Here is a 14,941-nt window from a genome sequence, read left to right as displayed (position 1 = left end):
GCCATGCTGCTCGCAGCCGATGTCGGGAATACCAATGTGGTCTTCGCCCTGTTCGACGGGACCAAGATAAAGGCGCGCTGGCGGATCGCCACCGACGCGCGCCGCACGGGTGACGAATACGCTGTTTGGCTTCTCCAGCTGCTGAAAATCGAGGGCTATTCGCGCGAGGATATAGGGCAGATCATCATCGGCTCGGTCGTGCCGCGCTCGATCCACAACCTGAGCGTGCTGGCGCGCAAGTATTTCGGCGTCGAACCCATGATCGCCGGGGCAGGGGACACGGACTGGGGCATAGAGGTGGATGTCGACGAACCGCGTTCGCTTGGCGCCGACCGCGCCCTCAACGCCATCGCCGCCCATGCGAAATACGATGGCGACCTGATCGTCATCGACTTCGGCACGGCGACCACCATCGATGCGGTCGATTTCAACGGCGCCTACAAGGGCGGGATTATCGCGCCGGGCATCAATCTTTCGCTCGACGCGCTGGTGGGAAACACGGCCAAGCTGCCGCGTATCGCCATCGAAAAGCCTGCCAGCACGAGCGTGATCGGGCGCAACACCGAAGATCAGATGCTGATCGGCGTGTTTTGGGGCTATGTCGCGCTGATCGAAGGGCTTGTTGCGCGGATGAAGAAGGAAATCGGCCGCCCGGCCAAGGTTGTTGCGACCGGCGGACTGGCGCTCTTGTTCGACGAAATTACCGACCTGTTCGATGCCGTGGACAGCGATCTCACCCTTGAAGGCCTGGCAATGCTTGCGGAGCGCGCATCCTCGTGAAGAAGAATTTCAAACCCGAAGACGAACTGCTGTTCCTGGCCCTTGGCGGGTCCGGCGAAATCGGGATGAACGTCAATCTCTACGGCTGCCAGGGCCGCTGGCTGATGGTCGATCTCGGCATGAGTTTTTCGGGTGGGCAATATCCGGGCGTCGATCTCGTCTTTGCCGATCTCGAATTCATCGAAGAACGCACGCAGGACCTCGAGGCCATCGTCCTGACCCACGCGCATGAAGACCACATAGGCGCAGTCCCGTATTTCGCGGCCGACCTCGGCGTGCCGATCTACGCCACGCCCTTCACGGCCGAACTGGTCCGGCGCAAGCTGGAAGAGGCCGACCTCGAAAGCACGGTCGAGTTGCACATTATCGAGGAAGACCACGGTAGCTTCCGGGTGGGTCCGTTCGAGATTACCTATATCCCGCTCGCGCATTCGATCGCCGAGGGGAACGCCCTGCTGATCGACACGCCGCATGGCAAGATCTTCCACACCGGCGACTGGAAGCTCGACGAAGACCCGATTATCGGCGAACCGACGACCGAAGAAGAGCTTACCGAAATCGGCGACGAGGGTGTCCTTGCGCTGGTCTGCGACAGCACCAACGTTTTCAATCCTGCGCCCAGCGGGTCGGAAGGCGCGGTGTTCAAGGGGCTGCTGGAGGAGGTCCAGCGGCACACCGGCAAGCGGGTGCTGGTCACGACCTTCGCCAGCAATGTCGCGCGCTTGCATACGCTGGGCGAGGTGGCGCGCGAAACCGGGCGGCAGCTGTGCGTGGCCGGTCGCTCGCTCGATCGCATTATCGATGTGGCGCAGCAGAACGGCTATCTCACCGATTTCCCGCAGCCGGTCGACTTCGACACCGCGATGTCTCTGCCGCGCGGCGAGGTCTTGATCCTCGCGACAGGTGGGCAGGGCGAGCCTCGCGCAGCTTTGTCGCGTGTTTCCGAGGATAACCACCCGCTCGAACTGGTTTCGGGTGACGTGGTGCTTTTCTCAAGCCGCCAGATTCCCGGCAACGAACTGGCCATCGGCGCGGTGCAGAACCGCCTGGCCGCCAAGGGTATCACGATGGTCACCGACCGGCAGAGCATGATCCATGTCTCGGGCCACCCTGGACGACCAGAACTGGAAGCGCTCTATGGCTGGCTGCGGCCCGAGGTGCTTGTTCCCGTCCATGGCGAGATGCGGCACATGCAGGAACAGGCGCGGCTCGGCCTCGCCAATGGCATTCCCGATGCGGTGGTGCAGCAGAACGGCGATATCGTCCGGCTCGCACCCGGCGCTCCCGGAAAGATTGCAGAGGTAAGGGCAGGGCGCCTTGTTCTCGATGGCGACATCATCGCGCCTGCCGATGGCGACAGCATCGTCATGCGCCGCCGGATCATGCACGAAGGCGTCGTCATCGTGGCGCTCGACGATCGCTTCAATCCGATCATCGATAGCCTCGGCCTGCCGCTGGATGAAGATTACGACGATTTTCTCGCCGAAGCGCGCGATGATATCCGTGTGGCCATCGGCAAACTGAAGGGTGCCGACCGCAAGAGCGCTAGCTCTGTCCATGAAGCCGCGCGCCTTGCTGCTCGCAGGGCGGCACAACGCTGGTCCGGCAAGCGTCCGCAGGTGCGGGTCATCCTGCCGACGACCCTCCGCGAGGATTGATCATGAGCCTCCCAATGGAATGGACGTCGATCCTGGCGATCTATGCCCTGTTCTGGGTGGTCTCTGCCTTCGTTCTGCTGCCGTTCGGGGTGAAGACCCACGAAGAGGCCGGTGTCGAGAAAGTGCCCGGGCAAGCGGATAGCGCGCCTGTGAATTTCCGGCCCGGCCTGATCGCCAAGCGCGCCACGATCCTGTCGGCCGTGCTGACCGCTCTCTACGTCGCCAATTACAGCTTTGGCTGGATCACGGCAGAAGATCTCATCTTCTTCGGCCCTGACGCGCGTCGCTGAATTACTGCCGCAGCCGCTCGAGGGCCTGCGCCAGCACGACGTAGAGTTTACCCATATCGCTCGATAGCAGGGTGACGCTGACGGCGTTGCCATCACGGGTGGAGAGCAGCGTGCGAAGCATTGCCTCGAAGTCGTGAATGTAGCGATTGACGTGCTCGCGGAAATCGCTGTCGTCGTCGTAGAGCTCGGCAATCTCGCGGGCTTCTGAATTGTCGAGCAGGCGCACCGCACGGCGTGTAAAGATACCGCGGTCGCCACGCAGGTAGCTTGCCCAAGCCGTGTCGGTCACTTCGCTCGAAAGAGCCTTTGCGATATCGATCGAGCTCGAGTTCAGGCTCTCGGTGATGAGTGCCACGCGCCGCGCGAAATCGCCGTCGACATTGTCGGTCGCCTTCTCGCGGGCCGAAGCGATGCGCGATTCCAGGTTCACCGTCAGTTCGTTTAGGCGACCAAGCTGGTCGCGAAGGTGCTGCGTCATGTCGCGCGCGGCTGCGTTCGACCGATCGCGTGCTTCGTCGAGCTGGGTCAGAGCACTCTCGGCGCGTTCGGACAGGACCTCCTCGATTTGGCGCGCGCTGCGCTCGCCAATGGTGTCGGCAACGCGATTGATGCGGCCCGCCTGTTCGTCTTCAATTGCGGCGAGGGCTGTGCGAGCCTTTTCTTCGAGGGTTGCAATGGCCTCGCGCAATTCGCCTTGTACCTGCTCGGCGAAGGTCTGCGAGTCGGTAGCGAGGGCGGCAAGGTTCGTGCGCAGCTGTTCCACACTTTCGATCTGGCGCGTCGACGTTCCGTCGAAATCCTTCTGGAACGCGTCGAAGCCTTCCATCGCCTTGCGCGTGCGGTCCTCCACCACGACCATACCTTCCGTCAGCGTCTCGCCGGTGAGGCGCGCCTGATCGAGCAGGGAATGGATTTCGCTGGCGCGGTGTTCGATGGCGGTCAGCCGCTGTTCGGAAGCCTCCATCGCCTTCGGCAAGGTGTCGGCGCTCTGCTTGGCGCTGGCCTGGATCAGTTCGAGCAGGCGCACGCTGGCATCCGTGAGGCGGGCGATGCCCTGGTCGGTCCCGTCGAGCGCTTCGCGGCTGCTGCGCAACTGGCCGACAAGGGCATCGATACCGCCAGCCAGCGTCTCGCGCGCCTCATGGCCTTGTGCGGCAATGGTCTGGAAAGTGGTTCCGAGCGAAGCGATGCGCTCACCCAATTCGTCGCCCTGATCGGCCAAGGCTTCGAGCTGCACACGCTGTGCCTCGCGCCTCTCGGCAAGGGCTTCGTCGAGCGCGGCCATGCGCTCTTCCAGAGCGGCCGTGGCTTCATCCTGCGCGGCCGCCAGTTGGGCGGTGCGGCGCTCGGTTTCGGTTTCGAATACGCGATTGCGCTCGGCAATTTTGGCGTCGATCCCCGAGGCTTCGTCGAACAGGGCCTTGAGCTTGGCGTTTGCTGCTTCGAGCGCTGCCTCGTCGATCTGCTTGATCTCGGCGACCGCCTCCTCAAGCCGTACCTGCATCGCTTCGATCTGTCCGGACCAGGCCCCGATGGCCGCATCCTCGCCCTCGCGAACGGCGACGGCAATTCGAGCTGCCTCTTCCTTGAGCGACTGGACCCGCGCCTGCATGGCCGCCAGCGCCTCGTTTTCCTGCGCGCCGGCAGCCGCGTGGGCCTCGGCCAGTTCGCTGCGCAGAGCCATGCTCCGCGCCCGGAGGCCCGAGAGCGCCTCGATTTCCTGTGCCTGCAGGTCGTTGCGCATGGCCTCGCTGCCTTCGGCAAGGGCGGCAAAGCGTTCCGCGACGATGGTCTCGAGTTCGGTCGCCTGATCAGAAAACGCTGCCAACGCCTCATTCACACGCTTGCGAAGCGAGGCGACCTGCCGCTCGCTAGCCTCGCCGAATTCGTTCAAACGCTCAAAGCCGGCAACGAGACCACCGAGTTGGTCCTGCGCTGCGCGTCCGACACCGCCGATCTTGTTGGACACATCGCGGGCGGAGTTGGCGATGACAGGCAGATTGTCGCGCAGCTTCTCCATGTTTTCGAGCGCTGCCGTGCTGGTGCCTGCGATGGCGTCGACCTGTTCGCCATTGTCGCGGATGAGGCCCTGAAGCCGGTCGGCGTGCTCGGAAATTTTTTCGGACGCGCTTCGGCCGAGATATTCGAGGTCGCGCGACTGGTTGCCGAGAAATTCCCGGGCGAGGCTAAGCTCGCGGTTGACGGTCACCAGGCGCCGTTCGAGCAGGGCGCTTTCATCGGAAAGGGTGCGTGCGACTTCGCCGTAACGCAGCGCTTCGCGGCGCGAATTGCGGGTTACGAGGATCCAGGTGGCGACGATGAGCAGCACGGGTACGCTCCAGTCTACGATCAGGCTCGCCCACTGTTGGGGTGATGCGCCCGCCACGATTTCCGGACCGTAGGCCCAAGCGAAGAAACCGGTCCAACCGGCAATGGCCAGCAGCGCCACGGAGGGGACGATCCATACTCGGCTGCGAGGGGCAGGCTCTTCCTCGAACCACTCGCCTTCCTCATCGACAAAGGTCAGCTCCGGCTCGGGCGAGGATTGGGTTTCGAGAGAAGTATCGACCTCCTCGTTCAGTTCGAGCGGATTTTCGCCTTCGACGACGGTGATGTGCGAGCGTTTTACCATGGCGCGCTTCTACCACACTTCGGGACTCCAGAAACCCTTGTTAACTATTGAAAGTTGCTGAGAGCGCCGGCTTTGCTGGCGGTGGTAGCTTGCCGATTAACCTTCCTCTCGCGGTGAAGCGAACGGTGGGCATTTGCGCGGCGGCGCTTGGCAGGCTACCCGCCCGCGACCTATGCCCTTCGACGCGGTCAAACCTGAGGAGTAACGCGTGCGCATCGCCCTGCTGTCGACGCTGGAAAGGGACCCGCAAGCGGGAGCTCCGCGCGCTGCGTTCGCCGGTTTTGCAGGGGCGATGGTGGTTGAACGGCAACTCGATCTCGCCATCCGTCTTGGATGCGAGCGGATCATTTGTCTCGTCGATTCCATCGAACGCGAAGTTCTGGAAGTGCAGGATCGGGCCGAAAGCGCCGGGAAGAAGTTCCGCGCTCTGCGCAATCCCGCGCGGCTCTCGGGCATGGTCACGGCCGAGGACGAAATGCTGATCCTCGCTCCAGGGCTTCTGCCCGACGACGATGCGACCGAGAAGGCGCTGGAATCGCGCGAGATCCTGGCATTCCCGGCGGATCTGGCCGTGCCGCTGGGTTACGAGAGGATCGATCTGGAACTCGCATGGAGCGGTGCAATGATGGTCCCCGGCAACCTCGTGGAGCGACTCTCGGGCCTACCCGCTGATGTCGACGTGCCCAGTGCCCTGATGCGCCTCGCGCTCCAGTCCGGCACGCCCATGCGCCAGCTCGATAGGGAATTGCTCCAGCAAGGGCAGTGGCACCTCGGCGCAGACCGTCAGACGCTCGACGCGCGCGAGAAGCGCTGGATTGACGCACAGCGGCGGCAAATAGCCTTCCGCGCGCCCGGGGTTGCGGTGGCGGAACGGGCGGGGGCACGGCTCGCCCGCGATATTCTCGGTCAGGCTTCGGAGCCTCTGCCGCTGGCTGCCGCCTACCTCTCGATCATGGGGGCGCTGGGACTGGCAGCGTTCGGCCATACCGCTTTTGGGTTGGCCCTTGTGACCCTGGGCGCCCTGTTTGGCCATATGGCCGAAGTGGTCGGGCGTGTGTCGAGTCTAAATCGCATGGCGAAGGACCGCTCGCTGCTCAATCGGGTGCTCGACTACCTGATCGACCCGGTTTTCATCTTGCTGCTCATCGTTTCGGCACCGGAGCCGCTCGGCTTCATGCGAGCCTTCGTGCCGTTGACATTGTTCGGCCTGCTGCGCCTCAGCCATCGCCATGCGAGCGAGAAGTGGCGCGCGACTTATGGCGACCGCATCCTGCTCGGCTGCCTGCTGACCGCGCCTGCCTTTCTTGGATATGCGCACGAGGCGGCGGCGATCCTCGCCTTGCTGGTACTCCTCACCCGGTTTTTTGCGCCCTTTCGCGGGGACTAACGGCGAATTAACTACAGTCCGGTAAAGCGCGAGCTATGGATCGGGCGATAGCCATGGACGGACCGGGGCAACCCGGCGCAGGAAGCTTGCGAGACGCGCTCTTGCAGGGCGATGCCATGCTGGCCGGTATCGGGCCCATTCTCGGCCATCTCCTGTCCGCGCCCGACCACTCGCTTTTTAGCGACGAGATCGTTGCACGTGTGCGCGGCATGCTTTCCGATCTTGCCGGCCAGATCCTGCGCCTCCAGGCCGAGGCGACCGGCGAGCTGGGCAGCGATGCCTTTGCGGAGCGGCACGGCGCGGCACTGGCCGACCATTTCCAGACCTGTCCCGCGCTTCTGTCGCATTGCCATGCGCTGGCGCTGGAATGGCAGCTTACCGATCGCTTGAAGGCGCAAGCGGGCCTCGATCCTGTGCTGTCGCCGCTCTTCCAGCGTCTGATCGGAGCTTCCGATTCCGCCTCTTCCAGCGCCGCCATGGCCGCGCTGGCCGCACAGGCGCGCTTCGTGCAGGGGCAGCGCCGTATGGAACTGGCGCTCGCGGAGCTTCCGGTCGACCTGCTTCATGAAGCGCTGGTCGCCTGGCGCGGCTATTGCGGAGAAACAGGCAGCGATGCAGTCGCTCGCGCCGAGAGCCGGATTCGGCAATCCTATGATGAAAGCGCCGGCAGGCTTGCGCTCTTCGCGCGCCTCGTCAGTGGGCCGAAGGGGCAGGAGGCTTTGGTAATCGAAGAGGCCGGCGCGGCTCTCTTCTTCAGCGCCCTTGCGGCGCGTTCAGGCCAATCCCGCGAACTGGCCGTGCTTTCGAGCCACGAACGACAGGCCGTCCGGCTTGCGCTTGGCCTACGTGCGGCCGGGTTGGAGCCGGAGCGGATCGATGAGGTCTTGCTGAGCCTTCATCCGTCTGCGGCGCCGCTCGCCGGGTTGGAGGAGATCGAGCAAGTCGAAGCCCGTGACTTGCTTGCGGACGCCGCCAACCGGGTGGAGCGCGGGTAATGGCGGGCATCGGCATCCAATATGTCGCGCGTGCAAAGACCGACGCGGAAGACCGACTGGTCGAAGCCGACGGCAAGCTGGCCGAACTCAACCGTGCAAGCGGCGGCGGAGCCGGCGAGACGCTCGCCGTGCCGGAGCTGCTCGCCTTGGTCGTGAAGGCGCGCGAATATGGTTTGCGTGTCTCGCGCCCGTTCACGGCGGTGGTCGGCGACGAAGTGGTGACGGCCTGGGCTGATATCGCACCCGCCGAAGATGGGGATGGCGGCTGCGAGATTGCCATCGCAGACTGGCAGGTCGAACCGCGAGCACCGATTGCTGAGGACGACATAGCCCAGAAGCGCGCAGAGATAAGCCGCCACCTCGCCGAATCCACCGCGCGCCTCGACGCCGATCAGAACCTGCTGTCCATCGAGACAGATGCCCCGGATCTCGTGGAATTCGCGCAGGCCGCCGGGCAGGGAACCGGTCGCCCTTGGACCGATTTTGTCTCGTTGGCGGGTGATACGCATGAGCAACCGATGCACTGGCAATTGCTGGACGGATCGACATGCCGCATCGAAGGTTCGACGCGCGAGTGGACCGCTTTCCTTGAGCCGCTGGGCCAGCGCAATCCGGGCAGCGGCGGTTTCGTGCTCCACCTCAGCGCGAGTGCGCCGCTGGCTCCGCAAGGGAGTGCAGGACAACCGCGGACACCCTCGTTGGGCCGTGAATTGACGCCCGTGCTCCGACAGCCGGTCAATCGCATCATCGCCAACGCGGAGACTATTCGCACCAAGCTCGCCGGGCCGCTGAGGGACGAATACAGCGAATACGCTGCCGATATCGCCAGCGCCGGCCAGCATCTGCTTGGCTTGATCGACGATTTGGCGGATCTCGAGGTCGTGGAAGCAGAGGATTTCTCCACCGCGCCTGACCGTATCGATCTTGCCGATGTGGCGCGACGGGCCTGTGGCATCCTTGGTGTTCGCGCTGCGGAACGGGGGATAACCCTCGATCCTCCGCCGGAGGGAGAGAGCCAGCGGGCGGTCGCCGAATTCCGGCGGGTCCTGCAGGTGCTGCTTAACCTCATCGGCAACGCCATCCGCTATTCGCCCGAGAAGAGCCGCGTGTGGATCCGCCTCGACGAGATTGGCGAGCAAGCGACCATCACCGTCGCAGACCAAGGGCATGGGCTGGACTCAGAGCAGCAGGAAAAGGTGTTCGAAAAGTTCGAACGTCTGGGGCGTGGTGAGGACGGCGGCTCGGGCCTCGGTCTTTATATCTCGCGCCGGATAGCGCGCGCCATGGGCGGCGACCTGACGGTGGAGAGCGCTCCGGGGCAGGGGGCTCGCTTCACCCTGTCGGTCCCAGCTGGCGCCTAAGTCGCGGGCTGAGGCCACGAAAAAGGGGCGCCGAAGCGCCCCTGATCCATATCGTTTCTAGCGAGCTCAGCGCTGGCCGATGGGCGGGTAATCGCGCTCGGTCGGGCCGGTGTAGAGCTGGCGCGGACGGCCGATGACCTGGCCGGGATCCGAAATCATTTCGTTCCACTGCGCGACCCAGCCCACGGTGCGGGCGAGGGCGAAGAGCGCGGTGAACATGGTCGTCGGGAAGCCAATCGAATTCAGGATAATGCCCGAATAGAAGTCCACGTTCGGGAAGAGCTTCTTTTCCTTGAAGTAATCGTCGTTCAGCGCGAGTTCTTCGAGCTGGAGTGCGGTCTCGAAGACCGGGTCGCTGACGTTGAGCGCCTCGAACACCTCACGCAGCGTCTGCTGCATGACCGTCGCGCGCGGGTCGTAGTTCTTGTAGACGCGGTGACCGAAGCCCATCAGGCGGAACGGGTCGTTCTTGTCCTTGGCGCGTTCGATGTAGTGCGGGATGCGATCGGGCGAGCCGATTTCTTGCAGCATGTTGAGCGCCGCTTCGTTCGCGCCGCCATGCGCCGGACCCCACAGGCAGGCGATGCCGGCCGCGATGCAGGCGAAGGGGTTTGCGCCCGACGAACCGGCAAGGCGCACGGTCGAGGTCGAGGCGTTCTGCTCGTGATCGGCGTGGAGGATGAAGATCCGGTCCATCGCTTTTTCGATTGCCGGGTGCACTTCATACTCTTCGGCCGGAACGCCGAAGGTCATGCGCAGGAAGTTCCCCGTGTAGCTGAGGTCGTTCTTCGGCTGCATGAAGGGCTGGCCGACCGCATATTTGTACGCCATCGCCGCAATCGTCGGCATCTTGGCGATGAGACGGTGGCTGGCGATCTTGCGCTGTTCGGGATCGGAGATGTCGGTGCTGTCGTGATAGAACGCGGACAGCGCGCCGACAACGCCGCACATGATGGCCATCGGGTGCGCATCGCGGCGGAAGCCCTGGTAGAACTGGCGCAGCTGGTCGTGCACCATGGTGTGGCGCGTGATCGTGTTGTCGAAATCGTCGAGCTCGGTCTGGTTCGGCAGTTCGCCGTTCAGCAGGAGGTAGGCGACCTCCATGAAGCTGGAGTGTTCGGCGAGCTGGCCGATCGGATAACCGCGGTGCAGCAGGACGCCGGCTTCACCGTCGATATAGGTGAGCGCGCTTTCGCAGCTCGCAGTGGACTTGTAGCCCGGATCGTAGGTGAACTTGCCGGTCGCCCCGTAGAGCTTGCGGATGTCGATAACGTCGGGTCCGACGCTTCCTTCCAATACGGGGAAGTCCTGGGCCTGATCGCCGAGATTGAGAGTTGCCTGCTTGTCGGCCACGCGTGTCTCCTTGGTCCGTCTTATTCCTTGCCTGCGGGCGAGGCCTGCGCGTCGATACGCGCCAGCGACTCTTCCTTGCCCAGCAGGACCAGTACATCGAAAATTCCGGGCGACGTGGTCGTGCCCGTCAACGCCGCCCGCATGGGCTGCGCCAGCTTGCCGAGGCCCAGTTCGAGCTGTTCGGCATACGATTTCGTAGTGGCTTCGAGAGCCTCCAATGTCCAGTTATTTTCCTGTGCGAGGCGCTCCGAAAGGCCAGCCAGGCGGACGCGTGCCTCGTCGTCGAGCAGCCCGGCGGCTTTCTCGGTCATTTCCAGCGGGCGTTGCTTGAAGAGAAAGGCTGCGCCTTCAACGAGTTCGTCGACGCTCTTGGCACGCGGCTTCAGGACCGGCATGGCATTGGTCAGAAGCCTCTCGTCGGCATTCCCGCCGAGCTTTTTGGCCACCAGTTTGGCGAGCCGCGCATCGTCCGCCTCGCGGATGTAATGCCCGTTGAGGTTCTGCAGCTTCTTGATGTCGAAGCGCGAAGGGCTCTTGCCCACGCCATCGAGATCGAACAGTTCGACCGCTTCACCGCGCGTGATCTCCTCGCGGTCGCCATGGCCCCAGCCAAGGCGGAGGAGGTAGTTGAACAGCGCTTCGGGAAGGACGCCTTCCTCGTCGCGATAGGCTTCCACGCCTACCGCGCCGTGGCGCTTGGACAGCTTGGCGCCATCGGCTCCGTGGATGAGCGGGACATGGGCGTAGACCGGGTCCGGCCAACCGCCTTCAATCGCGTCCATAGCTCGGATCACGGGGAGCTGGCGGAAGGCGTTGTTCAGGTGGTCATCGCCGCGGATGATATGCGTGACGCCCATATCGTGATCGTCCACCACGACGGCGAGCATGTAGGTGGGCGTACCATCGGCGCGCAGCAACACGTAATCGTCGATCTCGGCGTTCTGCACCGTGACCTTGCCCTGGACCTCGTCCTCGATCACGGTTTCGCCGTCGGTCGGGACCTTGAGGCGGATCACATAGGGTGCGCCTTCCGGTGCCTCGCTCTCGTCGCGGTCGCGCCAGCGACGGTCGTAGCGCATGGGCTGCTTGTTGGCGCGCTGCTCGGCCCGCATTGCCTCGAGTTCTTCGGGCGTGGCGTAACACTTGTAGGCGTGACCAGCCTCGAGAAGCTGGTTGGCTACCTCGGCATGGCGGGCGGCACGGTCGGACTGGAACAGGGGCGGGTCGTCGTAATCGAGGCCGAGCCAGTCGAGCCCCTCGATGATCTTGTCGATGGCATCCTGCGTGCTGCGCTTGCGATCGGTATCTTCGATCCGCAGGAGCGCGCGGCCGCCGTGGTGGCGGGCATAGAGCCAGTTGAACAGCGCGGTGCGCGCGCCGCCGATGTGGAGGAAGCCGGTGGGCGAGGGGGCGAACCGCGTGACGACCTGTTTGCCGGTTTCGCTTGCCATTCCTTGCTCTTTCCTTTCAGGTACTTGCATGGCGACGCAGGGGACGCCGCTGGTTCCGATCAGCGATACGGATTTATCCGAGAATGCTGCAGTGCAGCGCCCTTGGCGCATGCGCGCTTCAATGTCCAGATTTGGCGACGCGTTCGAGAGCTTTCTCGGCACTTCCGGGTTTGATCGCGCCCCGTGGCTGGTGGTGGCCTTCGCTGCTGGCGTGGGGAGCTGGTTCGTCCTTCACACGCCTTGGCAGTGGGTTCTGGCCGGCGTGCTAGCTTCGTTGATTGCTCTGGCTGCTCAGGCGCTATGGAAGGGGGAGGATGCGAGGGCACATCTTCGCTTGGCGCTGACCGGCCTCAGCCTTGCATTCGCGGCAGGGTTGGCGGTGGTCTGGGCGAGGTCCGATATCGTCGGAGCAGAACCGATCGACCGGCCTACCCTGATGGCGCTCGATGCGCGGATTTTGTCCAAGCAGGAGCAACCCGCCGAGGGGCGTTACCGGCTCGTCCTTGCCACCCGCGATGCCACGGAAGGCCGAGCTATGAAGCTGCGGGTCAACGTTCCCTTGGATAAGGCGATCGAAGGGTTGGACGAGGGCGCGCGTGTCCGCCTTCGCGCGCGATTGATGCCGCCTTCTCCGCCGCTCCTGCCCGGCGGATACGACTTTGCGCGCGCCGCGTGGTTCGAGGGATACGCGGCCACTGGCTCCCTCGTAGGCGAGATCGAGATTGTGGAGGAGGCCGGGAAGGACACAGGGCTTATCGCGAGGGCGCAGCGCTTCTTGTCCGCCCATGTCCGGGACAATCTCGACGGATCGGCGGGCAGCATCGCCGCTGCGTTTGCCAGCGGGGATCGCGGCGCCATCGCGGAGGATAACGAAGTCGCCATGCGGGACGCGGGGCTTACTCACCTCTTGGCGATCAGCGGTCTGCATGTGAGTGCAGTGATTGCTGCGGCCTATTTCCTTGCGATCAAGCTCTTTGCACTGTCGCCATGGATCACCCTTAGGTTGCGATTGCCCCTTGTCGCCGCCGCATTCGCGGCGTTCGCGGGTATTGGTTACACCTTGCTGACCGGGGCGCAGGTGCCGACGGTGAGGAGTTGCATCGGGGCGATCCTGGTACTCATAGCGCTCGCGCTCGGGCGCGAGCCGTTGTCGCTACGCATGGTTGCAGTTGCCGCTGCGGTCGTGCTCCTGCTCTGGCCGGAGACGTTGGTTGGGCCCAGCTTCCAGATGAGCTTTGCGGCGGTTCTCGCTATCGTCGCTTTGCACAACGCGCGCCCGGTGAAAGACTTTCTTGCCCCGCGCGAAGAGAGCCGGACGCGATGGCTCTCAAGGCGGATGCTGATGCTCTTTGTGACCGGTTTGGTGATCGAGATTGCGCTGATGCCGATCGTGCTTTTCCACTTCCACCGCGCGGGCTTGTACGGGGCCTTTGCCAACGTCCTGGCGATCCCGCTCGTGACATTCGTGTCGATGCCCCTGATTGCCGCCGCGCTGCTGTTCGACCTGGTCGGATTGGGCGCGCCGTTCTGGTGGCTCGCCGGCCAGTCGCTCGACCTGCTTTTGCTGCTCGCGCATACCACCTCAGCGCAACCGGGGGCGGTGAAGCTGGTGCCGCATATCGGGTTGTTCACGGTGCTCCTGTTCGTCGCGGGCGGTCTTTGGCTGGCCTTGTGGCGCGGGAGGGCGCGCTTGCTCGGGTTGTTGCCTGCTGCGGTCGGCGGTCTTTTGCTGGCAACGGCATCGGCGCCCGACGTTCTTATTTCGCGTGATGGGCGGGATGTGGGGCTGGTCGATCGTGACGGTCGTCTCTTCATGCTGCGGGACAAGCCGGGCTCCTTTGGGCACGACAGCCTTGCAGAACTGGCGGGAGTCGAAGCGGCGTCGATGCCCATGGCCAACTGGCCTGGGGCGCGGTGCAGTGCCGACTTCTGCACCCTGCCGATGGAGGGCGGCGAGCGGGTCTGGCATCTCTTGGTTGCCCGCAGCCGGGAGCGGCTCGACGAGCGGGAGCTGGCCGCGGCGTGCGAGAGGGCTGATCTAGTGATCGCCGACCGCTGGTTGCCGCGCAGTTGCCAGCCGCGTTGGCTCAAAGCGGACGGACGCTTTCTGAAGGAGCGTGGAGGAACCGTTATCGACTTGGAGGCCGGAGGGGTCGAGACTGTGTCAATGCATCAAGGCGAGCATGGCTGGTGGAAAGGCGGCTTGGACGACTAAGGGGCGCTTCCGCAGGAACGCCCCCTGGTCAATTCTCGCCACCTCATGCTTAGTGATACCGGCGCAAAAGGCCAGCAAGCTTGCCCTGCACTTTTACCCGACCTGCTTCGTAGACCTGCGGCTCATAGGCCCCATTGGCGGGATCGAGGCGCACCATGGCGCCTTCCTTGCGCAGGTATTTGAGCGTCGCTTCCTCGTTATCCACGAGCGCCACCACGATCTCGCCATCGCGTGCGGTTTCGGCGCGTTTTACGAGGGCGAAGTCGCCATCGAAAATCCCGGCCTCGATCATGGAATCGCCGCTGACTTCGAGCGCGTAGTGATCGCCCGGGCCGAGCAGGGCCGCGGGGACTGGCATCGAAGCCTGCCCCTCGATTGCCTCGATCGGAGCACCGGCGGCAATCCGTCCGTGCAGCGGCACTTCTATGATGTCGTTGGCGGGTTCCGGAGCCGCCGCCTTCGGAGCGTGCGCCGCGACGACCGTGTCGTTGGCGGGTGCTGCCGGCTTGGACGGGCTGGTGACCGAATCCTCGGGTAGCTTGATCACTTCCAGCGCGCGCGCCCGGTTGGGCAGGCGGCGGATGAAGCCGCGTTCTTCCAAGGCGGAAATCAGGCGATGCACGCCCGACTTGCTCTTGAGATCGAGCGCTTCTTTCATCTCTTCGAACGAAGGCGAAATGCCGGTTTCTTCCAGCTTCTGCTGGATGAAGCGGATCAGTTCGTGCTGCTTGGCAGTCAGCATCGGGTTCTCCCCATGGTCCTTGTCACATTATCTGTTCACAACCCTGTGAACGAATGTGGAACAATTAGGCAACCATT

At 63.9% G+C, this 14,941-nt stretch carries 11 protein-coding genes; 7 read left to right on the top strand and 4 right to left on the bottom strand.

The genetic code is table 11. The features are described from left to right. Nucleotides 1-3 precede the first annotated feature (3 nt). The 3 genes from K3148_RS12665 to K3148_RS12655 are packed head-to-tail and all read left to right on the top strand — an operon-like array spanning nucleotide 4 to nucleotide 2,728. On the top strand, nucleotides 4-780 hold the full coding sequence (locus tag K3148_RS12665; protein ID WP_221425119.1) for a type III pantothenate kinase: 777 nt from the start codon (nucleotides 4-6) through the stop codon (nucleotides 778-780). Further along, nucleotides 777-2,438 carry a ribonuclease J gene (locus tag K3148_RS12660; RefSeq protein ID WP_221425118.1) on the top strand — a complete coding sequence of 554 codons (1,662 nt, stop codon included), beginning with the start codon at nucleotides 777-779 and terminating at the stop codon, nucleotides 2,436-2,438. Before K3148_RS12665 ends, K3148_RS12660 begins: the two co-directional genes overlap by 4 nt. A gap of 14 nt (nucleotides 2,439-2,452) precedes the next feature. Then, nucleotides 2,453-2,728, top strand: a complete 276-nt coding sequence (locus tag K3148_RS12655; protein ID WP_221426723.1) for a DUF1467 family protein — start codon at nucleotides 2,453-2,455, stop codon at nucleotides 2,726-2,728. 1 nt (nucleotide 2,729) lies between these two features. On the opposite strand, the gene K3148_RS12650 is transcribed toward K3148_RS12655, so the two are convergent. Next, nucleotides 2,730-5,360, bottom strand: coding sequence for a coiled-coil domain-containing protein (locus tag K3148_RS12650; RefSeq protein ID WP_221425117.1), 2,631 nt, complete (start codon nucleotides 5,358-5,360; stop codon nucleotides 2,730-2,732). A gap of 208 nt (nucleotides 5,361-5,568) precedes the next feature. Here K3148_RS12650 and K3148_RS12645 point away from each other — a divergent pair, with 208 nt between their 5' ends. Genes K3148_RS12645 through K3148_RS12635 form a run of 3 tightly spaced genes read left to right on the top strand, consistent with a single transcriptional unit; the run spans nucleotide 5,569 to nucleotide 9,103 of the window. Then, complete coding sequence (locus K3148_RS12645; protein WP_221425116.1) at nucleotides 5,569-6,747, top strand: hypothetical protein; 1,179 nt, start codon at nucleotides 5,569-5,571, stop codon at nucleotides 6,745-6,747. Between the two features lie 35 nt (nucleotides 6,748-6,782). Continuing rightward, entirely contained in the window at nucleotides 6,783-7,742 is a 960-nt protein-coding gene (locus K3148_RS12640) for a hypothetical protein (RefSeq protein ID WP_221425115.1), read from the top strand. After that, nucleotides 7,742-9,103, top strand: coding sequence for a sensor histidine kinase (locus K3148_RS12635; protein ID WP_221425114.1), 1,362 nt, complete (start codon nucleotides 7,742-7,744; stop codon nucleotides 9,101-9,103). Before K3148_RS12640 ends, K3148_RS12635 begins: the two co-directional genes overlap by 1 nt. A 66-nt stretch (nucleotides 9,104-9,169) precedes the next feature. Here K3148_RS12635 and K3148_RS12630 read toward each other — a convergent pair whose 3' ends face one another. Both K3148_RS12630 and gltX read right to left on the bottom strand, forming a co-directional pair. Beyond that, on the bottom strand, nucleotides 9,170-10,456 hold the full coding sequence (locus K3148_RS12630) for a citrate synthase (protein WP_221425113.1): 1,287 nt from the start codon (nucleotides 10,454-10,456) through the stop codon (nucleotides 9,170-9,172). A 20-nt stretch (nucleotides 10,457-10,476) separates the two neighbouring features. After that, the gene (gltX, locus tag K3148_RS12625; protein WP_221425112.1) at nucleotides 10,477-11,907 is read right to left on the bottom strand and encodes a glutamate--tRNA ligase; all 1,431 of its coding nucleotides are present in this window, start codon (nucleotides 11,905-11,907) and stop codon (nucleotides 10,477-10,479) included. Between the two features lie 28 nt (nucleotides 11,908-11,935). On the opposite strand from gltX, the gene K3148_RS12620 reads away from it, so the two are divergent. Further along, complete coding sequence (locus tag K3148_RS12620) at nucleotides 11,936-14,122, top strand: ComEC/Rec2 family competence protein (RefSeq protein ID WP_221425111.1); 2,187 nt, start codon at nucleotides 11,936-11,938, stop codon at nucleotides 14,120-14,122. A gap of 49 nt (nucleotides 14,123-14,171) precedes the next feature. On the opposite strand, the gene lexA is transcribed toward K3148_RS12620, so the two are convergent. Beyond that, a complete protein-coding gene (gene lexA, locus K3148_RS12615) occupies nucleotides 14,172-14,864 on the bottom strand; it encodes a transcriptional repressor LexA (RefSeq protein ID WP_221425110.1) in 693 nt (230 codons plus the stop codon). Nucleotides 14,865-14,941: the final 77 nt, after the last annotated feature.

It is taken from the genome of Qipengyuania aurantiaca (assembly GCF_019711375.1).
GTDB classification, from domain to species: domain Bacteria; phylum Pseudomonadota; class Alphaproteobacteria; order Sphingomonadales; family Sphingomonadaceae; genus Qipengyuania; species Qipengyuania aurantiaca.
The sequence above is the reverse complement of the archived record's forward strand: the minus strand, read 5'-3'. Positions and strand labels throughout refer to the sequence as shown.